Here is a 20,885-nt window from a genome sequence, read left to right as displayed (position 1 = left end):
ACGGACATCGTCATCCATGGCAGACAGCATCGAACAGGCGGTCGCGCGCCGCCGCACCTTCGCGATCATTGCGCACCCGGACGCCGGCAAGACCACGCTGACCGAAAAGCTGCTGCTCTTCGGCGGCGCGATCCAGCTTGCCGGCGAGGTGAAGGCCAAGAAGGACAAGATCCAGACCCGCTCGGACTGGATGAAGATCGAGCGCGAGCGTGGCATCTCGGTCGTCACCTCGGTGATGACCTTCGAGTATGGCGACAACGTCTTCAACCTGCTCGACACACCGGGTCACGAGGATTTCGCCGACGACACCTATCGCACACTTTCGGCCGTGGACTCGGCGGTCATGGTCATCGACGCGGCCAAGGGCATCGAACCACGGACGCTGAAGCTGTTCGAGGTCTGCCGCCTGCGCGACATCCCGATCGTCACCTTCGTCAACAAGATGGACCGCGAGGCACGCAACACCTTCGAGATCCTCGACGAGATCGAGGAGAAGCTGGCGCTCGACACCGCGCCGATCACCTGGCCGATCGGCCAGGGCAAGACCTTCTCCGGCACCTACCATCTGGCCCAGAACGCCATCCGCCACGGCGATGCGGAGACGGAGCGGACGAAGGTGAACGGGCCGGACTCCAACCGCGTCGCCGGGCTCCTGCCGGAAAACGAGCGCGAGACTTTCATCGAGGAGATGGAACTGGCGCGCGAGGCGTGCCGGCCGTTCGACCTCGATGCCTTCCGCGAGGGTCATCTGACGCCGGTGTTCTTCGGCTCGGCGCTACGCAATTTCGGTGTGCGCGACCTCATCGAGGCCTTGGGCGACTGGGCTCCGCCGCCGCGCGCGCAGGAAGCGGACAGCCGCACGGTCGAGGCGACCGAGCCGGCCATGAGCGCCTTCGTCTTCAAGATCCAGGCCAACATGGACCCCAACCACCGCGACCGCATCGCCTTCGTGCGCGTCTGCTCGGGCGAACTGAAGCGCGGCATGAAGGCCAAGCTGGTGCGCACGGGCAAGCCGATGTCCTTGTCCGCGCCGCAGTTCTTCTTCGCGCGGTCGCGCATCACCGCCGACGAGGCCTATGCGGGCGATGTGGTGGGCATCCCCAATCATGGCACGCTGCGGATCGGCGACACGCTCACGGAAGGCGAGGAGTTCCTGTTTCGCGGCGTGCCGAACTTCGCGCCCGAGATCCTGCGCCGCGTGCGGCTCGGCGACCCGATGAAGGCCAAGAAGCTGAAGGACGCGCTGCAGCAGATGGCCGAGGAGGGGGTGGTGCAGCTGTTTTCGCCAGAGGACGGCTCGCCGGCCATCGTCGGCGTCGTCGGCGCGCTGCAGATCGACGTGCTCAGGGAGCGCCTGAACATCGAGTACGGCCTGCCGGTGGAGTTCGAAATGGCGCGTTTCTCGGTCTGCCGCTGGATCTCGGCGGACACCAAGGCCGAACTGGAGCGTTTCGTGGAAAGCCATCGCGGCGACATCGCCCGCGATCTCGACAACGATCCGGTCTTCCTCGCCCCGCACGAGTTCGGTCTCAACTACGAGGCCGACCGCTGGAAACAGATCCGCTTCGCCGCGATCAAGGACTACCAGGTGCGCGACGCGGCGTGAGGCCGCGGCCGGTTCAGCCGGCGACCACCAGCGCCAGCCCCGGCACCCGCTTGATCAGGCTGCGGTCCTTGACCAGGATGTATTCGAGATTGTGGCGGGCGGTGCGGGCATGCTCGCGCGCCAGCGCCTCGGCCCGGCACCCTTCGCGCGCCGCGATCGCCGAGACGATGGCCCGATGCTGTTCCTGCGCGCCAGTCAGCGAGCGGCGGAAGGCGTCGATGTCGGCGCGATTGGGCAGGAAGGCCGAGGGCGAGGCAAAGGGCAGGCGCGATGCGCGTTCCACCTCGCGACGCACCGTCTCGCTGCCGCAGAGCGCGGCGAGTTCGCGGTGGAAACGGGCATTGAGCATTTCGTAAGTGTCGAAATCCACCTCGCCCGGACCGACTCCGAAACAGGCGTCGAGCAGCCGGACGCAATCGGTGATGCTGGCGAGCGCGTCCGGTTCGACGCCGCGTTCGGCCGCAAGCCGCGCCGCGGTGCCTTCCATGACGCCGCGTAGCTCGATCGCGTCGATCACGTCGGACATGGCAAACGAGCGAACGATGAAGCCGCCGCCACGCACCCGATCGAGCAGCCCCTCCTCCGCAAGCCTCGACATTGCCTCGCGAACCGGGGTGCGCGAAATCTTCAGATCCTCCGCCAGAGGCACCTCGAACAGGCGCATGCCGCCCGGCAGGTCGCCGGAAATGATTTTCTTGCGCAGCTCGATCAGCGCCCGCGTGGCGTGGGTGTTGGCCGTCTGGTCCATGATGTCCCCTCGTGCAGTCGAGTGATGTATACACCACGCGACGACTGGACGCCATTTCGAGTGGGCCTTTGACCGGCATCAATGTGAAACCGACCCGTCCATGTTCCCATTGTGCAAACAGGAGGAACACCCATGAGCTACCGCAGCGTCCTGGTTCAGATCGACATCGATGGAGCCCTCGAACCGCGTCTCCGCTTCGCAAGAGAGATCGCGCGCCGTTTCGACGCCGCGCTGATCGGCCTTTGCGCCGCCCAGCCCCACACGCCGGTTGCGCCGATGCACGGAGCCATCATTTCCGGCGAGATGATCCGGCGCGAAACCGATGAGATCCAGGCGAGCCTGGACGAGATCGCGCGCGGCTTTTCGGATCTGGCCGGCGAAGGAGCGACCTTCATCGGCCAGGTCGGCGACCCGACGCGCTGCCTGACCGAACTCGCCCGACAGGCAGACCTGATCGTTACCGGTCCACGCGACGAACATCTCGGGCGGGACTACAATCGGGCTGTCGACCTCGGCTCGCTCATTCTGTCCGCCGGCCGGCCGATCCTCATGGCGACGCGAAGCCACGCGGCGTTGAAGGGAGACCGCGTGCTGGTGGCCTGGAAGGACACGCGCGAAGCAAGGCGCGCCGTCGTGGATGCTCTGCCCTTCCTTAAGACGGCGCACGAGGTGCTTGTCGCGACCGTGGAGGAAGACGACCGGGCGCATGCACGCGAAAGCCTTGCCGACGTGGTGGCCTTTCTTGCCCGGCATGGCGTGACCGCGCGTTCGCAGTGCCTGGTTCCCGCCGACGAAGAGTTTGGGGACACGCTCTCGACCGCCGCTTTCGAAATGGGCGCCGACCTCGTGGTGTCCGGCGGCTATGGCCACAGCCGGTTGCGCGAATGGGCCTTCGGGGGCGTCACCCGGCGCCTGATCGAGGCGAGTTCGACCAACCGCCTGTTCTCGAACTGAGGCGGAAGAATCACTCGCGCGCCGCTCCGTTTCAGATCAAGGCACAGACGGTCTTGGTCTCGAGATAGTTTTCCAGGCCCTGCGCGCCGTTCTCGTAGCCCCAGCCGGATTCCTTGTGTCCGCCCTTGGGCAGTTCCGGCGAGAAGTAGGAATGGCAGTTGATCCAGACCGTGCCGGCGCGGATGGCGGAGGCCGTGCGGTGGGCGGCGGAGAGATCGCGCGTCCAGACACTGGCGGCCAGCCCGTAGGGCGTATCGTTGGCGAGGCTCAACGCTTCCTCGACGGTGTCGAAGGGTGTGACCGCGACGACCGGTCCGAAAATCTCCTCGCGCATCATGCGCATTCCAGGGGACGCGCCGGTGATGACCGTCGGCGTGAAGAAGGCACCATCCCGGACGCCGCCCGCCACGATCTCGGCGCCTTCCGCCGAGCCTTCCTCGACATAGGCAGCAACGCGAGTGGCCTGGCCCGTGCTGACCAGTGGCCCCAGGTCGGTGTCGGCATGCAGGCCGTGGCCGAGGCGCAGCGCGGCAGCCTCCTTCGCCAACCCCTCGACCAGCCGGTCGAAGACCGACCGATGCGCATAGACGCGGGAACCCGCTACGCAGACCTGGCCGGCATTGGCGAAGATGCCGCGCGCGATGCCCGGTACCGCGAGTTCCATCTCGGCGTCGGACAGCAGGATGGCGGGCGACTTGCCACCCAGTTCAAGCGTCAGCTTCTTCAGATTGCCGCGCGCGGCGCCGACGATCAGCTTGCCGACCTCGGTCGAGCCGGTGAAGGCGACCTTGTCGACGCCGGTATGAGCCGTCAGCGCGGCACCGACGGTTTCTCCCAGGCCGGTGACGATGTTGACGACACCGGCCGGCAGTCCGGCCTCAATCAGGAGTTCGCCCAGGCGAAGCGCCGTGAGGGACGTTTCCTCGGCGGGCTTGAGCACGACGGTGCAGCCGGCCGCCAGTGCGGGTGCAAGCTTCATCGCCGCCATCAACAGCGGCGAGTTCCATGGCGTGATGGCCGCAACGACCCCGATCGGCTCTCGGCTGGTGTAGGCGAAGATGCGACGGCCGGGCGGCTGGTGAGAGATCGACGTGGGGATCGTCGTACCGAGAATTTTCGTTGCATAGCCGGCAAAATACCTGAACTGCTCGGCGGATGCCGGTATCTCGCCGAAGCGCGCGGTCTTCAATGGCTTGCCCTGGTCGAGAACCTCGAGTTCGGCGAGTTCGTCGGCATGGCGGTCGATCAGATCGCCGATCCGCCACAGCAGCTTGCCACGGGCGGAAGGCGTCATGCCGTGCCATGCGTCGTTCTCGAATGCAGCGCGCGCGGCGGCGACGGCGTCGTTCACATCCACCACGTTTCCTCTCGCCAGCCGCGCCAACAGGGCGCCGCTGGCCGGATCATGGGTCTCGAAGACGGCGCCATCCGACGCATCGCGCCAAACGCCGCCGATCAGGAGCTGCCTGTCCTTACGAGCGAGGAAGGCGCGTGCGGCGGCGCCGGGCTCGGCGGGCTGGACATGGATGTTCATGCTGGTTCTCCGGCCGTTGCGGCCCGTGCGACGCGAAGCGCCTCGGCGGCGGCGCGAGCGCCGCGCAGGATGGAATGATAGCCGGTGCAGCGACAGATGTTGCCTTCGAGGGCTGCCCTCATGGCGGCATCGTCCGCGTCGGGCCTCTCGCGCAGCAGGGCGATGAGCGCCGTCACGAAGCCCGGCGCACAGTAGCCGCACTGGAAGGCGTTTTCCGACGCGAGTGCAGCACGCAGGATGGCGACATCCGCGTTCTCGTCCAGACCTTCCGGCGAGACGACGTCGCGACCTTCGAGTTGCCACAGCATCAGGAGGCAGGCATTGGCCGGCTGGCCGTCGAGAAGCACCGTACAGGCGCCGCAACGGCCGACGGAGCAGGCCTTCTTGGCGCCGACCAGCGACAGGTCTTCCCGCATGAAGTCGATCAGGCGCCGGTCGGCCGGCGCCATCAGGCTGCGCGGCTCACCGTTCAGCCGGAAGTTTACGGCGATGTCGTCAAGCCCGCTCATGGCGCCTCTCCCAACCGGTCCAGCATCCACTCGGGATCGAAGGGGGCGACCGCCGGCCAATGGCCCGTGGCGTCGGCAACCGCGTTGGCGATGGCTGGGGACACCGCGGCCAGGCCGAGTTCGCCCGTGCCGCGCGGGCCATGGGGATCGCCCGGATCGAGGTCTTCGAGCGCGAAACTCGCCATGGCTTCCGGCACGTCGGCGATGCCGGGCATGAGATAGGTGTCGAGATTGGATGTCAGGTGGCGGCCATCCTGCATCGGAGCGTCCTCGGTGAGGGTGAAGCCCAGCGCCTGGATGCCGCCACCTTCGATCTGGCCGAGATAGGCGGCGAGGTCGAGCATCGGACCCGCAGCCGTATGCTGGTTCAGATCTAGGACGCGAACCTGCCCGGTGATCCGGCTGACGGCGACGCGGGCGACGACGGCGCCGAAAGCGAAGATCAGCCGCGCATTGCCGGTGAAGACGTCGGACTTCGGGAACTCGAAGCTGGTGGCTGCGAAGGGTAGTTCGTCCGGCGGAAGGGCCCGGGCCAGATCGGCAAAGGAGATCAGCACATCACCGCTGTTGGAGCCGCGCTCGGCGATGCCGCCGGCCACGACCAGCAGCGATGCCGGATCACGACCGAGGCTTTCGCCGGCCGCTGCACAAAGTGCCTCCGCCAGCGGCCCGGCTGTCAACTCGGCCACCCGCCAGGCGACATAGGTGCCGCGGCTCGCCGTGGTGGAGCCGGAATCGGGCGCCGCACCCGTGTCGCCGGTCACAGGCCGCACGTCTTCGCGCGCGCAGCCCAGTGCCTGCGCAACCGCGCCCCGGATGGATGTCAGCAGGCCCTGGCCCATCTCGTCCAGCCCGTAAAGCGCCTCGATCGCGCCATCGGGCGCGAGCCTGAGCGCACCGCCGGCCAGGTCCGCCGGCAGGGTTCCGAGACCGTTGCCCTGATAGGCGAGCGCAAAGCCGGTGCCGAGGCATTCGGACCCATCGGCGGAGAGCCCGCGCGGCTCGCCCCAGAGCGGATCGGCCATGGCGGCGGCCAGCATTTCGTCGAGCCGCTCGGAGCCGGAAACGGTCTGGCCGAGATAGCCCTTCATCCCGGGGCGGCGCATGTTGCGGGCACGGATGGCGAAGGCATCGAGACCGCAGGCGGCAGCGAGCCGATCCATCTGGCATTCGACGGCAAAGGTCATCTGGTTGGCGCCGAAGCCGCGAAAGGCGCCGCAGACGCCGTTGTTAGTATAGGCGAGCCGCCCGCGGGTGCGGACGTTGTCCACCAGATAGGGACCGCAGGCATGTTCGAGCGCGGTTTCGAGCACGCCGGGTCCAAGGGAAGCGTAGGCCCCGGCATCGGCCAGCACCTCGACCTCCTGCGCCACCAGTCGTCCGTCCGCGTCGCAGCCCGTGCGCATGCGGATCGTCATCGGATTACGCTTCTGCCCGACGACGACGCTCTCGGCGCGGTCGAGGTGAATGCGCACCGGCTTGCCGGTTTTCAGCGCAAGCAGCGCCAGCGCCGGCTGGACCGAAAGCTCGTCCTTGCCGCCAAAGGCGCCACCGGTGGGCGAGGTGACGACGCGGATCGTCTCCTCCGGCCGCGCCAGGATGCGGGCGAGCTGCATGCGGTCGCGGCCGCCATGCTGGCCGCCAACGGCGACGAAGAGCGTGCCGTCCTGCTCGACCTTCGCGTAGCCACCCTCGGTTTCCATGAAGCCATGCATCTGGCGCGGCGTGACGTAGACGTCCTCGACGACGTGGGCCGCCGCGCGAAAACCCGCATCGACATCGCCCCGCGTCAGGCCGAGATCGGTGCGCAGGTTGCCGGTCGCGTGCACCAGAGGCGCGCCTGGCGCCAGCGCGGCCGCCGGTTCGTCGACCAGCGGCAGCGGCTCGTAGACGACCTCGATCAGGTCGAGCGCGCGAGCGGCCGTCTCGGCGTCGATCGCGGCCACCGCCGCGACCGGATCGCCGACATGCCGCACCTTGTCGAAGCACAGTGCCGGCTGGTCCTGCATGACGATGCCGAAGGCGTTGAGGCCAGGGATGTCGTTGTGGGTCACAACCGCCGCGACGCCTGGCAGGGCTTCGGCGGCGGCGGTATCGATCGACACGATGCGAGCATGCGGCACGCCGGCGCGCTTGATGCGCGCGACGAGCATGCCGGGCTCTCGGCGATCGGTGAGATATTCGAGGCGGCCGGCGATTTTCGGAGGGCCATCGGGGCGGACGTGCCAGCGATCGCCGGCCATGTCGCGAGCGAGACGGATTTCGCCAGCCGGCGGACGCACATCAGTAAGCGAATGCTGACGCATCACTGCCTGCACGCCACCTGCGAGTTCGCCGCCAAGCCCATGCACGAAAGCATTGGCGGCCGAGATCTTCCTGTAGCGCGCCGAGCGGAAGACATCGGCCGGCGCATCGATGGTGCCGACGAGCAGGCGATGCAGTGCTGCCCAGTCGATCGCGTCGGCGCGAGCGCCAGCCATCATCGCCTCGGTTTCGGGAAGCCGCGTGGGGACGACGACACCGCTGCCGACGGCGAGCCGCGCCGCGACGACGCGACCGTCATGGAAGGACAGCAGTCCGGCAACGGATATGACGCCCGGCGTGAAGGCGGCGCGCAGGCCGATCTTGCGCCAGGTCCAGCGGGCGCCTGGCTGCGTTATCGGCACCAGCAGCGCTTCCAGAAGTGCCTGTTCGCGGGGCGCGCGGCCGAGGAAGGATGCGAGCGGCATCGTCGAACGCCCTGCCTCGGAGACCACCCGCGCCTGCGCATCGAGCGCGAGCAGGGCCGGGATGAGGCAGCCCGTACCGCCGGAAACGTTGCCGCCGATGGTGGCGAGCGTCCGCACCGCGGGCCCGGCCGTCGTGCGAACCGCGGCTGCGAGCAGCGGCAGGCTTTCGCGGACCCCAGCGTGACGCAGGAGGTCGGCCAGCGGCGTCAGCGCGCCGATCCGCAGCATTGCACCATCCTTAGACACGCCCCGCATGCCCGGCAGCCCGCCGAGATCGATCAGGCGCGTCGGCATCGGTTCTCCCCGCGCCCATTCGAGCTGAAGCGCCGTGCCACCGGCGACGTAGCGAGCATCCGGTTCGGCCGCCATCACCAGCGCCTCTTGCGCGGTGCGCGGACGCCGCAGACCGGTGCAGACGGCCGCCGTCATGCGGCGCCTGCCGTGGTGCCGAAGCGGATGCCCTTCTCCTTCAGCCAGCGCCGATAGGCGACCGAGGAAGAGTCCGCGCGGGTCGGAATTTCGGCACGCGGCTCGAGCGGCAGGAGCAATGGGCGCTGGTTCTCCACGATGATCCGGTCCTGCAGGAAGATCACCTGCTCGAAGCGCAGCAGCGCCGTGTGGGTGGAGACGGAATCGACGAGATACATGACCGGCTGGGCGCGGCAGAGGTCTTCCTCGAGCGGCTGGATGAAGAGCGCGATCGCATCGAGACGATCCGGCGCGGTGGGGCAGACGCGGTAGAGCATCACCACGAAAGGGCTGGGCACGCGGTAGGTCAAGTGCACGAAATCGCCTCTGTCCTCGGTGGCCGCGATGCGCGGCTGGAAGAAGGTGCAGTTCGTTGCCCAGACCTCGTCGACGTCGCGGCGGATCTCGCTGAGATAATGCGGCACCTCGGTGTGCGGCTCGGAGCCGAGAATGTCGGTGTGGACGAAGGGGAAATGCGCCATGTCGAGAAAATTCTCGACGACGCGCAGGCCCGACGCCCGCATGGTGACCCAGCCGCAGGGCACGTAGCGGCGATCTGTTTCGGCCGCTTCGGCGATCTCGACGATGTCGCGGTTCGGATGGCCGAGCGTGGTGAAGACGCAGCCATAGCGCTCTTTCGCCGGGAGAGCCGGACCGCACCCCCCATCGTCCAGCACCTCGCGGACCACCGGCGCGCCGTCGGCATCACGAAACAGCTCGATCTCCTGCCCGAGCAGACGCGTCCGCATCGGCGCTTCGGTCAGGTCGGCGGCCGTCTCGACGGCATACCAGTCGTCGAGCGCCGCCCTGTCGGTCGTCTTCATGGTCGGTCTCCCGTCCTCAACTCTCCGCCGTCCATTGCTTGGTGCCGGTCTCGTGCTCCGCCAGATAGGCCGCCCGCCGGGCGAAGAGGCCGGGCGCGACAGCATGGATCTCGGCAATGATGTCGGTCAGATTCGCGGTCTTGAGCAGTCCGCCTTCGACGAGGATCCTGCCGTCGACCATGGTCATCGAGACATCGCCGCCACGCACGGCGTGGACGAGGTTGTGCTGCAGGTTGAAGTACGGCCCCTCGGGGAAGAACGGCGTCATGCGCGGCGTGTCGTTGCGCACCGCGATCATGTCGGCGCGCTTGCCGACCTCGATCGAACCGATCTCGTGGTCAAGGCCGATGGCCTTCGCGCCGAGGATGGTGGCCATGCGCAGCACCTGCCAGCTATCCATCGCCGCGGCGTCGAGATGCTTCAGCTTGCCGAGCAAGGAGGCGACCTTCATCTCCTCGAACATGTCGAAATTGTTGTTCTCTTTCTCGCCGTCCGTGCCGATGCCGACCGGCACGCCGGCTGCCAGCATCTCGGCGATCGGCGCGATGCCGCTGGCGAGCTTCATGTTGGAGACAGGGTTGTGGGCGACCGAGACGGGGCGTTTCGCGATCAGGTCGACCTCGGCCTGGTCGAGCCAGACCGCATGGGCGATCATGGCGCGGGGGGTTTCGAAAAAGCCGAGATCGTCGAGCACGAACATCGGCCGCTTGCCGTAGCGTTTCTGGAACTCCGCCAGTTCGATCTCGGCCTCGCTGCAATGGGTGTGAAAGCCGGTGCCATGGCGTTTGGCCATCTCGACGGCGCGGCGCTGCGCCGGTTCGTCGGCGTAGAAGAGATGCTCCAGCCCGACCCAGACGTTGACGCGCCCGCCAGCCTTGCGATGCCAGCTTTCGATCAGCGCCTCATTCATGTCGAGCGTGTCGAAATAATCGTAGTCCGGGTGCTCGCCGACATAGGGCACGGCGACCAGCCGGTTGCCGATGGCCTCCGCGGCCCTGGCGCTGCCGTCCATGTAGCGCCACATGTCGACGACGGTCGTGGTGCCGCCGAGCACGGATTCGGCATAGCAGAGCCAGGACGCGGTCTCGGCCTCGTGCGGCTGAAGCACCCGGTGCATGGGATTGATGTGGAGCGTCAGCCAGTCCCACACCGGCAGGTGCTCGGCCGTGCCGCGCAGGAAGCCGGAATGGGCATGGGCGTTGACGAGGCCAGGCATCAGCACCGTGTTCGGCAGAGCCTTCACGGCAATATGCGGATGGGCTGCCTTCAGCGCATCGAGCGGTCCCACCGCGCCGATGCGGCCGTCCTCGACGAGCACAGCGCCGCCGCAGATGACCGAATTGGCGTCGTCCATGGTGAGAACCGCGTCAGCCGTGAAGATGAGTGCCTGCGTCATGGTCGTCGGTCCTCGGACAGACCGGCGGAGCGCCGGCCGTTGAACTGAAATGCAAGGCTCATGCCATCCCCAGCAGGAAATCCGCCGCCCGTTCGCCGATCATGGTCGTCGGCGCGTGGGTGTTGCAGGTGGGGATGATCGGGATGACCGAGGCGTCCGCCACGATCAGGCCATCGAGGCCGCGCAGCGCCAGCCTGCTGTCGACGACAGCCAGGTCGTCCGCGCCCATGCGGCAGGTGCCGCAGGTGTGGAAGAAGGTCGAGCAGGCCTCGCGCAGGAAAACCTCGGCCTCGGCTCGGGACAGCCGTCGGTCAGGCGCCGCGAAGCCATCGAAGAGATGCGCGTTGGCCGGTGCGGCGGCCATCTCCATAACCTGCTCGAAGGCGAGCAGCATCGCCTCGCGATCCTCTGGCTCGGCCAGAAAATTCGGCTGGATGTCCAGCGCCCCGCCGGGCCGACCTTCGAGCAGGCGCAGATGGCCGACGCTTTTCGAGCGCATAAGCCCGAAGCCGAACGAGAAGAGGTCGCCCGACAGGTCGTAGCGGGCCCGCAGCGGTAGCTCGGCGCTGTTGCCCTGAACGGGAAAGGCATGAACGTCGGCCTGGATCAGGTCGGGGCTGGATTTCCAGTTGACCATCGAGCCGCCGCCATTGCCGGTGACGGGTCCGAGCGGCTGCCTCGACCGGAACACGCAGGCCTGGGCGAGCGGGTGGTCCTGGAGATTGCGGCCGACACCATGCAGGGCATGCACGACGGGCAGGCCGAGGCGTGTCAGTTCGGCGGGATCGCCGATACCCGACAACATCAGCAGCCGTGGCGTGTCGATGGCGCCAGCCGCCAGCACGACGCGTTCGCGCGCCCTGGTTTCGACGGGTTGGCCGTCGACAAGATGGCGAACCGCAGCGCATCGGCCGTTCTCGACCACCAGCGAGAGGGCCAGCGATTCCGTGACGACCGTCAGGTTCGGACGATCGAGAACCGGCCAGAGATATCCCCTTGCAGAACTCCAGCGTTTCCCACCGGACATGTTGAAATTGGAGCGCGTCGCCCCTTCGTTGCCGGGGCCATTGGGGTCGTCGATCACCGGGAGCCGGATGGCCTCCGCGCCGTCGATCAGCGCCTGCGCGACAGGGTGTATCTCGGTCGCACGTTCGATCCGGAGCGGCCCGCCTTCGCCGCGAAGGTCCGTTTCGCCATCCTCCCAGTCCTCGCACCGCCTGAAATAGGGCAGGCAGTCGGCAAATCTCCAGCCGACGGCGCCGGCGTCCGCCCAGGCGTCGTAGTCCATCGGGTGGCCGCGATACCACATCATCGCGTTGATCGCCGTCGATCCGCCCAGAACCTTGCCGCGCGGGATGCCGATCACGCGGCCGTCGACATGCGGCGCGGCCGCATAGTCGTAGCCCCAGTCCCAACGGCTGCGCATCAGCGGCACCCACTGCGCGGGATCCTCGAGCTCGGGAACGCCGATGCCCGCCGGCCCCGCTTCGATGAGCAGCACCTCGACGCCCGCATCGACCAGCCGCCGCGTCACCGCCGCGCCGCCGGAGCCGGAGCCGACGACAATCACGTCGTAGCCTCGTTCGAGCGGCCTGCGTGGGAGGATGGGAAAGGCGATCATGTCATTCCGCGCCGCTCAGTTGTGTTCGCTCGGGCCCATGATGATGATGCCCTCGGTCGTTTCGACGTGCCGCACGAAGATGTACTTGTCCTCGCGCCCGTCCGAGTGCTTGCGCTTGATGCCGGGCTGGAGGATGCCGTCGACCTTGGCGACGATGATGTAGGGCGCGTCGGCCTTCAGGCCCGCCTCGCAATGGGCGTCGAATTCCTCGACGGTGCGCGCTGTGTAGGCGTGCTCGACGCCCGCGCCGCGTGCGATGGCGGCGAGGTCGACGCGGCCGAAAGCGGTGTGGGTCGGCGGGCCACCGATCGACTGGTAGCGCTCGTTGTCCCAGACGACGACGAAGAGGTTCTTCGGCTGCTCGTTGCCGAGCGTGGCGAGAATGCCGAGGTTGAACAGCAGGCCGCCGTCCGTGTCGAGCGAGACGATGCGCCGGTGCGGCAGGCCGGCCGCCAGCCCGAAGGCCTGCGGCGTGACGCAGCCGAGCTGCTGCTGGAACAGGCTCGCCGCGCGCATATGCGGGGCTGCGTTGTACCACTCGTCGACCGAACCCCCGAGCGACAGGATCACCAGCTCGTCCTTCAGGCGCGCGCCCAGCGCCGTCATGCAGTCATAGCGCTTCATCGCACCACCTCCCCGCCGAGCGCGATCGCCGAATGATAATAGGAGGCGTAGGACCAGGCATAGGCATCGACGATCGCGCGCTCGATGGCCTCTTCCTCGCGAACGATGCGGTAGGGAATGCGCAACGCATCGAGCACCGGCTCCATGGTGATGCCGTGGGGAATGGCCCACCAGTTGTTCTCGCCGAGCTCGCCGCGATAGCTCATCAGCATGACGACCGGGATTCCGGCGCCTAGCCCCATGCGCGCGAGCGGCTCGACCGATGCCCGCAGGCCGGAGTTCTCCATCACCAGCGCGGCGCGCTGGCCCGACAGGAAGACACCGCCGCAGATGGCGGCGCCCTCACCCTCGTTGGTGACGCGGATGGTGCGGATGTCCGGATCGGCGTCGAGCGCCGGATAGAGTTCCTTGAACAGGGAATCGGGCAGGTAGCAGACGATCGAAACGCCCGCCTTCTTCAGCCCCCTGATCACCGCGTCGACGGCGCTTTGCTTCATTTCGTGCACTCCGTGAAGCCCGACAGTCGCAAAGCCGGCGTGTTGTGAACAGGCGATATTTTTCGAATGAGACGGTGCGCCATACGCAACAAGTTTCAGTTCTGGCACCGCTTCCCCCACGCTGGAACTTGACGCCCGGGCGTCATCCTGGTTAAGGGTTCCCGGTCGAAAAGATTGAGGCCGGTACGGTTATTCCGGCCCCCGCGACCAGCGGGATTTAGTCGCGCACCCGCGCGAACCCACGGCGCCAACCCGTTTATCGGGGCGGTGCGCGATGGGTATCCGTCACCGCCGTCCCCTGCAGGAGACGAACGTGACGAACAGCAAGAAAACAGTCATCCTCGCCCAGGTCTTCATTTCCTTGATGATGGCCTTCCTCATGTCGGGCATCATGAGCATGATCGCGCTCGGGCCCACGCATCTGTGGCTGCGGGTGTGGCCGCAACAGTTCCTGCTCGCCTGGCCAATCGCCTTCTGCCTGTCTCTCGTGGTCAGCCGGCTCGCCTTCGCGCTGTCGGTGCGTCTGACGCGCGGCTGAGCCGGCCGGCATGGCTCACCGGTCGGCCAGATCCTCGACCGCACGCGCCAGCACCGCGGCGAAGGCAGACGCAGCCTCCGACATCTCGCGCTCGCCGCGGGTGAGAAGCATCAGCCGGCGCGGCGGCACCTTGGGATCGCGCAACGGCACGAAGACGAGGCTGCCGTCGGCCAGTTCGCGCTCGACGCCGAGCCGCGTTTGAAGCGCGGTGCCCAGATTGCGCCGGGCCAGATCGCCCATCAGCGCGATCGAGTTGGTGCGGGTGCGGCGGGTGAGATCGATGATCGACCGGTTGATGGCCTCGTTGACGGACAGGCCGAGCGCCAGGCTCGCATCCGACAGGATGACCTGTTCGCCAGAGAGGTCGAACAGCTTCAGTTCCGTGCGGCCCGCGAAGCGGCTTTGCGGATGCGCCACGACGCCGACCGGCAGCGACGCCGTGGCGAGGCGACGCACGGTGCGCGGCACGCGGATGTCGAAGGCGATGCCGACATCGCATTCGCCGTCGGCGACGGCGTCGCAGGCTTGCTGCGAACTCGCCACCCGCACGTCAACCGTGATCAGCGGGTGCTTTGTCCAGAAGGCGTCGAGTGCGTCGGGGATGAGGCCGCGCGCTGCGCTTTCGACCACGGCGACCGAGAGGGCGCCGCGGTTGAGGCCGCGCAGATCGTTGATTTCCGACCAGGCGCGGGACAGTTCCGACGTGCTCTGGCGGGCGTGGTAGAGCAGCAGTTCTCCCGCGCTGGTGAGCTTCAGGCGCTGGCGCACGCGCTCGAAGAGCGGCGTGCCGATCTCGTCCTCCAGCCCCTTGATGACGCGGCTGATCGAGGACGGCGCGACGTTGAGCACCTGGGCGGTCTGGCGCACCGACCCGAGCCTCGCCACGAGCTGGAAATAGTGCAGGCGGGGCGAGACGAGACCGGAGCGGAAGAGATCCATCAGGCCGGTTCCACCAGGGGCACGATCTCCATCTGCGGCACGAGCACCAGTCCCTTGTCGGTGATGCGGATCTCGGGGATGACCGAGAGCGGGATCAGGTTGAAGCCCATGTAGGGAATGGTGCAGCCGGCGGCGTCCCACTGCGTCTTCATCAGCTTGACCTCCTCGGCCACCTCCGTCACGCGCTTTTCGGACAGGAGGCCGGCGATCGGAAGCTCCACCATCGCGGTCACCTTGCCATCGACCACCACGCAAACGCCGCCCTGCGTCTTCTCCAGCGCGCGCAACGCCACCTGCATGTCGGCCTCGCTGACGCCGGCCAGGATGATGTTGTGGCTGTCGTGGCCGACCGAGGAGGCGACCGCGCCGCGCGTCAGGCCGAAATTGGACAACAGGCCATGCGCGACGTTGCCGGCCGACTTGCCGTGGCGTTCGACCACGGTGACGAAACACAGGCCATGACGCTCGAAATGCGCCTGCCAGTCGTTGGCGGGTTCGAGCGCGATCTTCTCGTGGCCGAGCGTGATGCCGGGCAGTTCGGTGCGGATGGCGTTGACGGTGACCGCGCCCGTCGGCAGATCGGGCACCAGCTTGATCGCTGAGGGCAGCTTGACCGTGTGGTAGGCGGCCTCCGGATAGCGATAGCGCGCGGAGAGAGCCGCATCGAGGGCGGGCGTGATCTTGCGGTTCTCCACCACCAGTTCCCCGCCGTACCAGGTGTTGACCGGCTGCATGCCGTCATCGAGCAGCACGAGGTCGGCGCGGCGCCCGCCGCCCATGCCACCCACCTCGCCTTCGACGCCGAAGCGGGTGGCGCCATGCAGCGAGCCCATGCTCCAGGCCTGCTCGGGGCTCATGCCGGCCTTGATCGCCTCGCGAACCACCCAATCCTGTCCGAACAGCAGAAGATCGTCGGCATCGCGGTCGTCGGTGCAGACGGCGATGCGCTTGTGGGACGCGCCAAGCTCGGTAACGGTGCGGATTGCCTGCGGCAGCGAGTGCCAGGGCGTCGTGGGCGGGCCACCGCGCAAGAAGAGCCAGATGCCGGCTTCCAGCATGTCGTCGGCGATCTCGCGGTCGATCGCCTCGTGCGTATCGGTGACGCCCGACGCTGCATAGGCGGACACGAATTCGCGTCCATAGACATGACCCGAGACAGGGCGGCCGCGCTGGAGCGCCGCGGCGAGGATGGCGTGGCTGCGTTCGTCGCCCATGGCCACCTGCACGAAGTCCATCTTTTCGCCGAGCGCCAGCGCCTCCGGCCATTTGTCGAACAGGGCGCCGATCTTGTCGGCGGTCAGATCGCCGCCAGCCGTCTCCAGCGCTGCGGAGGTTGCGGGCACGGTGGACGGTACGGTGAGGAAGATCGACAGCGGCGCCTGGCGCGCGTCTTCCAGCATGGCCTCGACACCGGCCACGTCCATGACGTTGCCGATCTCGTGGCTGTCGCAGAAGATGGTGGTCGTGCCGTTGAGCAGTGCGGCCTCGGCATAGGCGCAGGCCGTGACCATCGAGGATTCGATGTGGATGTGCGGATCGACGAGGCCGGGCGCGATGATGCCGCCCTTTGCGTCATGGCGCTTCGCGCCGCCCTTGTACGTGCCCGCCGGCTTGACGGCGGCGAGGCGGCCGCCGACGATCCAGATCTCGCGATCGGGCAGGATGCGCTCCGAATAGGTCGATAGCACGCGCGCGCCGGTGATGACGAGATCGGGATCGGCGCGGCCGGAGGCCACGGCGGCCAGATGACGCGTCAGCGTGTAAAGCGGTGCGACGGAGAAGCGGGTGAGCGGGGCCATGGCATTTGCCTCGTAAGCGTTGCGCGGCAGGAGCTGCGGGTTTCAATGGTAGTCCGGAATCCCGGGCATGGTGAGGAAGCCCGGGATTGCGCGGAAGCGCCGCGCCCATTTCCGAAGCGCGGGGAACTCGTCATGATCGACGCCGAAATCGCGGCTGAGAGCGAAGGCGGGAAACAGCGCGACGTCCGCAATCGTATGTCTTTCGTCGGCAAACCATTCGCGGGCCCGGAAGCCGTTCGCAACCATCACGTCTTCCATCGCCATGATCGCGCGGCGGGCGGCAGCGCGCAAGGCAGTCTCGTCTCCCGGTGGTCCAAATAGCGCATTCGCGCGGGCGCGGCCCGCCGCGGAGAGATCGCCACTGGCGAAGAACAGCCACTGCATCACGGCTGCGAAAGCCTCGCCCTCCACCGGGAGCCACGTGCCCGCAGGGTCGTGGGTCCGGGCGAGATGCGCAAGAACCGCCTCCGCACCGAACAGCGTTTGTTCGCCGTCTTTCAGGATCGGGAGCGTTCCCATGGGGTTCAGGGCGAGGAAGGGCGGCGTCTCCTGCTCCCGACCTGGGAAGGCGTTGACCGCGATGGTCTCGTGCTCGAGCTTCAGCATGGAGAGCGCCAGGCGCACCTTGTAGCAATTCTCGTCGAGATCGTAGTTGTAGAGCACCAGCGCCATCAGACGGCCTCCGCATGTGTCGCTTCGGACTTCGCCGGCACCGTCGCCAACCGGTGACGCAAGGCGCGGGTCCAGGCAAAGACATGCGACTGGCCGGCGCCGGCGTAGGTCGAGGCGGAACCGGCGATCACGACATGCAGTGCCGAGCGCACATCGTTCAGCCGTTGCATGCCGAGCAACAGAACATCGCCTCCTGCGGTGAGCCGCCAAAGCGCACCGTCGATCTGCGACAGTTGTGGTTCCGGATCACCCGGAATGAAAGGCTGAGGCGGCAGGGCGCGGACGGCGTCGAGAAATGCCAGCGGACCGATATCGGCGTATAGGGTCGTCACCGCCATGGCTTCGCCGGGATCGGCCGGCGGCGCGGCGCGGTTGGGCGCGGCATCGGTGGTCGTCCAGATCATACCGCACGTTTCCACGGTGGCGAAGACCGGGACGGTGATCGTCGCCGGCACGTCCAGGTCCGGATGGGCCGGGATGTAGCGGCAGCGGCCGGCCGTGTCGTATTGCCAGCCATGATAGAGGCAGGCGATGTGGTCGCCACGCACGAAGCCGAAGGACAGCTTCATGCCGCGGTGAGGGCAGCGATCCTCCCACACATGCGCGACACCGGAGTTGTCGCGCCAGACCACATACTCCCGGCCATCGAGGTGCGTTCCAGCCGACGTGCCGGGATCGATGGAGCCCGAAAGGGCGACGGGGTGCCATCCAGGTGCCAAACTCATCGGTCGCTTCTCTCCATCTCCATCGCGGCGAGCGCCACGCTCCTGCAATCCAGAACCAGGCAGTCGAGCGGCCCCAGGCTGCAGGCCATCTCGAAGGCGTCGATGAGGTCAGGCTGACCCGTCACCTCGATCAGGAACAGGCGATCGCCGGCCTTCCTCACCACCACGTCGACGTCCAGCCGCGCCGCGCGCCGCTCGACGAATTCGGCAAAGCTCGACACGACGAAGCGTCCCTCGAAGCAGAGGCGGGCGGTTCGGGTCATCGGCATGTCGACGCCGCTTTCATGATCACCATCAGCCTTCTTTTCGGCCTTTATGTCTATTTTTTATGCATTCATGCTTTCTGACTAATTAGACATCATTTTGGGGCTTGTGCAAGCCCTGCCAGACTGCATATTGTTGCGCTGAAGCATCAATCGTGATCGACAAAGGGGCAAAATGTCGAACAACTCAGACTTGCTGAACGATGCGGCGGCGCGCCGGTGGCGCCTGCCTCCGGCGGCGCGTCGCGGATAGCTCCCGTGTCGATCGAGGGCTTCGTCCGATCATTGCCGAAGGTGGAGTTGCATCTGCACCTCGAGGGCGCGGTGTCGGCATCGACCTTCGCGGACCTGGCCGCCAGGAATGGCGTGGCGCTGCCGGACGACAAACAGCCCACCGACCTCTACAACTACGGAAACCTGCCCGACTTCCTGCGCATCTACGACCTCGTCTGCGCTTCGATCCGCGACAGCGGGGATTTTTCCCGCGTGACCTTCGAGGCGCTGGAACGCTGTGCGCTGGCGGGCGCCCGATACGTCGAGCTGTTTTTCAGCCCGCACGCCCATCTGGCGCACGGCGTCGCCTATTCGACCATGCTCGAGGGCATTCTCGACGGCGTCCGCCGCGCAAAGGACGCCCACGGGCTCGCCGCACGGCTGATCCCGGCGCACAGCCGCGAACTGGGGCCGGAGCAGGGCGAGCGGTTTCTCGACATGGTGCTGACAGAGCGCGTGCCGGAGGTGATCGGCATAGGGCTCGACTACAACGAGGCGCCTTATCCGCCAGCTCCCTTCGCCGCGCTCTGGGACCGCGCCCGGTCGGCCGGACTGAACGTGACCGCCCATGCCGGCGAGTCCGGCCCGGCCGCGTTCGTCCGGGACTCCATCGACCTGCTCGGAGTCTCCCGCATCGACCACGGCTATCACGTGGTCGACGACGCAGACCTCGTCCAACGCTGTCGCGAGAGCCGGATCCCCTTCACCTGCTGCCCGAGCACCACGCTTGCGACGACGGTCTGGCGCGACCTCGCGTCGCCGGACCATGCGATCCGCCGTATGATCGAGGCCGGACTGAACGTGACGATCCACTCCGACGACCCGCCGATGTTCGGCACCACGCTCGATCGTGAATACGCGCTGATCGCCCGCAATTTCGGCCTTTCCCCGGAAAGCCTCGGCGGGATCGCACTCCAGGGGCTCCACGCCTCCTGGCTCGACCCCGAAACGAAACGGCGCTGGCTGCCCGAGTGGACAGCCGAGATCGACCGGCTCGTCGCCGACTACGCCTCCCAAGCCTGAACCCGCCGCAACCGTAAAGGACGCACCATGATCAATATCTCAGACCTGACCCGCCGAGGCTTCCTCAACATCGGCGCCGCCGCCGGTGCATCGCTTCTCCTGCCCAAGACCGGGCTGATTTCGTCCGCCCGCGCCGCGGCGCCGCTGCCGGCCGTGGCCGAGGAAGACGCCGTGATCGCCTGGGGCTACGTCGGACCCACCTCGGACGAGGGCTGGACCTATGCCCACGACCTCGGCCGCCAGGCCGTCGCCGCGGCCTTTCCGAAGGCCAAGACCCTGTTCGTCGAAAACGTGCCCTATTCGGCGGACGCCAGCCGCATCTTCCGCCAGTTCGCCGCCGAAGGCGCCAACATGATCATCGCCAACTCCAACTACGGCGACTTCATCTACGACGTCGCCAAGCGCACGCCGGACGTGGCCTTCTACGAATGCGACGGCCGCAACCCGCTCGACAATCTCGGCACCTACTACGTCGCGCACTGGTATCCGTCCTACATCGCGGGCGTGGCGGCTGGCCTCATGTCGGCGTCCGGCAAGCTCGGCTACGTCGCCTCCTTCCCGGTGCCGTCGGTCTATTCCGGCACCAACGCCTTCCTGATGGGCGCGCGTTCGGTGAAGCCGGAAGCGACGCTGCAGGCGATCGTCATCAACTCCTGGTTCGACCCGCAGGCGGCGGCCCAGGCCGGCACGGCGCTGATCGACAACGGCGCCGACGTTCTGTTCGGCATCATGGACGAGGCCGCCTATCTCCAGGTGGCGGAACAGCGCGGCGCCAAGGCGGTGATGTGGAACACCGACATCCGCCGCTATGGCCCGCAGGCCTACATCTCGTCGATCGTGGTGGACTTCAACGCCTGGTATGTCGAGCAGGTGCGCCGCCGCATCGCCGGCGAGTGGACGCCGACCGAGGACATTCTGCCGATCGGCAGCGGCGTCGACCGCGACGCCTGGGGCGAGACGGTGCCCGCCGAAACGGCGGCGCAGGCCGACGCGATCCGCGACAAGATCATGGGCGGCTGGAGCCCGTTCGAGGGCGAGATCAAGGATGCCAACGGCAACGTCAAGGTCGCGGCCGGCCACCGCATGACCGAGGTCGAACTGTACAACTGGGACTGGTCGATCGAAGGCGTCACCGGCCTCTGA

Annotated in this window: 19 protein-coding genes; 5 read left to right on the top strand and 14 right to left on the bottom strand. The window is 67.2% G+C overall.

The genetic code is table 11. From position 1 onward, the window contains the following. The first annotated feature begins 16 nt into the window (after nt 1-16). Nucleotides 17-1,606: a peptide chain release factor 3 gene (locus tag EJC49_RS08725; RefSeq protein WP_126699330.1), complete on the top strand. Its 1,590-nt coding sequence runs from the start codon at nt 17-19 to the stop codon at nt 1,604-1,606. A gap of 13 nt (nt 1,607-1,619) precedes the next feature. On the opposite strand, the gene EJC49_RS08720 is transcribed toward EJC49_RS08725, so the two are convergent. Beyond that, on the bottom strand, nt 1,620-2,354 hold the full coding sequence (locus tag EJC49_RS08720) for a GntR family transcriptional regulator (RefSeq protein WP_126699328.1): 735 nt from the start codon (nt 2,352-2,354) through the stop codon (nt 1,620-1,622). A 132-nt stretch (nt 2,355-2,486) separates the two neighbouring features. Here EJC49_RS08720 and EJC49_RS08715 point away from each other — a divergent pair, with 132 nt between their 5' ends. Next, nucleotides 2,487-3,308 carry a universal stress protein gene (locus tag EJC49_RS08715; protein WP_126699326.1) on the top strand — a complete coding sequence of 274 codons (822 nt, stop codon included), beginning with the start codon at nt 2,487-2,489 and terminating at the stop codon, nt 3,306-3,308. Nucleotides 3,309-3,339: 31 nt separating this feature from the next. On the opposite strand, the gene EJC49_RS08710 is transcribed toward EJC49_RS08715, so the two are convergent. Genes EJC49_RS08710 through EJC49_RS08675 form a run of 8 tightly spaced genes read right to left on the bottom strand, consistent with a single transcriptional unit; the run spans nt 3,340 to nt 13,510 of the window. Then, entirely contained in the window at nt 3,340-4,842 is a 1,503-nt protein-coding gene (locus EJC49_RS08710; protein ID WP_126699324.1) for an aldehyde dehydrogenase family protein, read from the bottom strand. Then, nucleotides 4,839-5,351, bottom strand: coding sequence for a (2Fe-2S)-binding protein (locus EJC49_RS08705; RefSeq protein WP_126699322.1), 513 nt, complete (start codon nt 5,349-5,351; stop codon nt 4,839-4,841). The genes EJC49_RS08710 and EJC49_RS08705 overlap by 4 nt, the downstream gene beginning before the upstream one ends. Then, a complete protein-coding gene (locus tag EJC49_RS08700) occupies nt 5,348-8,509 on the bottom strand; it encodes a molybdopterin cofactor-binding domain-containing protein (RefSeq protein WP_126699320.1) in 3,162 nt (1,053 codons plus the stop codon). Before EJC49_RS08700 ends, EJC49_RS08705 begins: the two co-directional genes overlap by 4 nt. After that, a complete protein-coding gene (locus EJC49_RS08695; RefSeq protein WP_126699318.1) occupies nt 8,506-9,372 on the bottom strand; it encodes an aromatic ring-hydroxylating oxygenase subunit alpha in 867 nt (288 codons plus the stop codon). The genes EJC49_RS08700 and EJC49_RS08695 overlap by 4 nt, the downstream gene beginning before the upstream one ends. 16 nt (nt 9,373-9,388) lie before the next feature. Then, entirely contained in the window at nt 9,389-10,768 is a 1,380-nt protein-coding gene (locus EJC49_RS08690; RefSeq protein ID WP_126699316.1) for an amidohydrolase family protein, read from the bottom strand. Between the two features lie 58 nt (nt 10,769-10,826). Beyond that, nucleotides 10,827-12,389: a GMC family oxidoreductase gene (locus tag EJC49_RS08685; RefSeq protein ID WP_126699314.1), complete on the bottom strand. Its 1,563-nt coding sequence runs from the start codon at nt 12,387-12,389 to the stop codon at nt 10,827-10,829. A 15-nt stretch (nt 12,390-12,404) separates the two neighbouring features. Then, the gene (locus EJC49_RS08680; protein WP_126699312.1) at nt 12,405-13,013 is read right to left on the bottom strand and encodes a thiamine pyrophosphate-dependent enzyme; all 609 of its coding nucleotides are present in this window, start codon (nt 13,011-13,013) and stop codon (nt 12,405-12,407) included. After that, nucleotides 13,010-13,510, bottom strand: a complete 501-nt coding sequence (locus tag EJC49_RS08675) for a thiamine pyrophosphate-binding protein (protein ID WP_126699310.1) — start codon at nt 13,508-13,510, stop codon at nt 13,010-13,012. The genes EJC49_RS08680 and EJC49_RS08675 overlap by 4 nt, the downstream gene beginning before the upstream one ends. Before the next feature lie 313 nt (nt 13,511-13,823). Here EJC49_RS08675 and EJC49_RS08670 point away from each other — a divergent pair, with 313 nt between their 5' ends. Next, entirely contained in the window at nt 13,824-14,048 is a 225-nt protein-coding gene (locus EJC49_RS08670) for a DUF2798 domain-containing protein (protein ID WP_245453322.1), read from the top strand. A 15-nt stretch (nt 14,049-14,063) separates the two neighbouring features. On the opposite strand, the gene EJC49_RS08665 is transcribed toward EJC49_RS08670, so the two are convergent. The 5 genes from EJC49_RS08665 to EJC49_RS08645 are packed head-to-tail and all read right to left on the bottom strand — an operon-like array spanning nt 14,064 to nt 18,446. Continuing rightward, complete coding sequence (locus EJC49_RS08665) at nt 14,064-14,987, bottom strand: LysR family transcriptional regulator (RefSeq protein ID WP_126699306.1); 924 nt, start codon at nt 14,985-14,987, stop codon at nt 14,064-14,066. Continuing rightward, entirely contained in the window at nt 14,987-16,786 is a 1,800-nt protein-coding gene (locus EJC49_RS08660) for an adenine deaminase C-terminal domain-containing protein (protein WP_126699304.1), read from the bottom strand. Before EJC49_RS08660 ends, EJC49_RS08665 begins: the two co-directional genes overlap by 1 nt. 42 nt (nt 16,787-16,828) lie before the next feature. Then, nucleotides 16,829-17,458 (bottom strand): glutathione S-transferase family protein, encoded by a 630-nt coding sequence (locus EJC49_RS08655; RefSeq protein ID WP_126699302.1) that lies wholly within the window; start codon nt 17,456-17,458, stop codon nt 16,829-16,831. After that, complete coding sequence (locus tag EJC49_RS08650; RefSeq protein ID WP_126699300.1) at nt 17,458-18,183, bottom strand: Rieske (2Fe-2S) protein; 726 nt, start codon at nt 18,181-18,183, stop codon at nt 17,458-17,460. The genes EJC49_RS08655 and EJC49_RS08650 overlap by 1 nt, the downstream gene beginning before the upstream one ends. Beyond that, nucleotides 18,180-18,446: a hypothetical protein gene (locus EJC49_RS08645; RefSeq protein ID WP_126699298.1), complete on the bottom strand. Its 267-nt coding sequence runs from the start codon at nt 18,444-18,446 to the stop codon at nt 18,180-18,182. Before EJC49_RS08645 ends, EJC49_RS08650 begins: the two co-directional genes overlap by 4 nt. Nucleotides 18,447-18,704: 258 nt before the next feature. On the opposite strand from EJC49_RS08645, the gene add reads away from it, so the two are divergent. Both add and EJC49_RS08635 read left to right on the top strand, forming a co-directional pair. After that, nucleotides 18,705-19,742, top strand: coding sequence for an adenosine deaminase (gene add / locus EJC49_RS08640; RefSeq protein WP_170314661.1), 1,038 nt, complete (start codon nt 18,705-18,707; stop codon nt 19,740-19,742). A 27-nt stretch (nt 19,743-19,769) separates the two neighbouring features. Further along, entirely contained in the window at nt 19,770-20,885 is a 1,116-nt protein-coding gene (locus tag EJC49_RS08635) for a BMP family ABC transporter substrate-binding protein (protein WP_126699294.1), read from the top strand.

This window comes from Aquibium carbonis, assembly GCF_003970795.1.
Classification (GTDB): domain Bacteria; phylum Pseudomonadota; class Alphaproteobacteria; order Rhizobiales; family Rhizobiaceae; genus Aquibium; species Aquibium carbonis.
Note: the sequence above shows the minus strand (reverse complement) of the source record. Positions and strands in the feature narration are given on the sequence as shown.

Excerpts from the sequence above, each read along its gene's own strand:
- EJC49_RS08650 (WP_126699300.1), bottom strand. The coding sequence starts at position 18,183 with ATGAGTTTGGCACCTGGATGGCACCCCGTCGCCCTTTCGGGCTCCATC.
- EJC49_RS08680 (WP_126699312.1), bottom strand. The coding sequence starts at position 13,013 with ATGAAGCGCTATGACTGCATGACGGCGCTGGGCGCGCGCCTGAAGGAC.
- EJC49_RS08695 (WP_126699318.1), bottom strand. The coding sequence starts at position 9,372 with ATGAAGACGACCGACAGGGCGGCGCTCGACGACTGGTATGCCGTCGAG.
- EJC49_RS08655 (WP_126699302.1), bottom strand. The coding sequence starts at position 17,458 with ATGGCGCTGGTGCTCTACAACTACGATCTCGACGAGAATTGCTACAAG.
- EJC49_RS08690 (WP_126699316.1), bottom strand. The coding sequence starts at position 10,768 with ATGACGCAGGCACTCATCTTCACGGCTGACGCGGTTCTCACCATGGAC.
- EJC49_RS08720 (WP_126699328.1), bottom strand. The coding sequence starts at position 2,354 with ATGGACCAGACGGCCAACACCCACGCCACGCGGGCGCTGATCGAGCTG.
- EJC49_RS08715 (WP_126699326.1), top strand. The coding sequence starts at position 2,487 with ATGAGCTACCGCAGCGTCCTGGTTCAGATCGACATCGATGGAGCCCTC.
- EJC49_RS08725 (WP_126699330.1), top strand. The coding sequence starts at position 17 with ATGGCAGACAGCATCGAACAGGCGGTCGCGCGCCGCCGCACCTTCGCG.
- EJC49_RS08705 (WP_126699322.1), bottom strand. The coding sequence starts at position 5,351 with ATGAGCGGGCTTGACGACATCGCCGTAAACTTCCGGCTGAACGGTGAG.
- EJC49_RS08665 (WP_126699306.1), bottom strand. The coding sequence starts at position 14,987 with ATGGATCTCTTCCGCTCCGGTCTCGTCTCGCCCCGCCTGCACTATTTC.
- EJC49_RS08710 (WP_126699324.1), bottom strand. The coding sequence starts at position 4,842 with ATGAACATCCATGTCCAGCCCGCCGAGCCCGGCGCCGCCGCACGCGCC.
- EJC49_RS08635 (WP_126699294.1), top strand. The coding sequence starts at position 19,770 with ATGATCAATATCTCAGACCTGACCCGCCGAGGCTTCCTCAACATCGGC.
- EJC49_RS08700 (WP_126699320.1), bottom strand. The coding sequence starts at position 8,509 with ATGACGGCGGCCGTCTGCACCGGTCTGCGGCGTCCGCGCACCGCGCAA.
- EJC49_RS08660 (WP_126699304.1), bottom strand. The coding sequence starts at position 16,786 with ATGGCCCCGCTCACCCGCTTCTCCGTCGCACCGCTTTACACGCTGACG.
- EJC49_RS08645 (WP_126699298.1), bottom strand. The coding sequence starts at position 18,446 with ATGACCCGAACCGCCCGCCTCTGCTTCGAGGGACGCTTCGTCGTGTCG.
- EJC49_RS08685 (WP_126699314.1), bottom strand. The coding sequence starts at position 12,389 with ATGATCGCCTTTCCCATCCTCCCACGCAGGCCGCTCGAACGAGGCTAC.
- EJC49_RS08675 (WP_126699310.1), bottom strand. The coding sequence starts at position 13,510 with ATGAAGCAAAGCGCCGTCGACGCGGTGATCAGGGGGCTGAAGAAGGCG.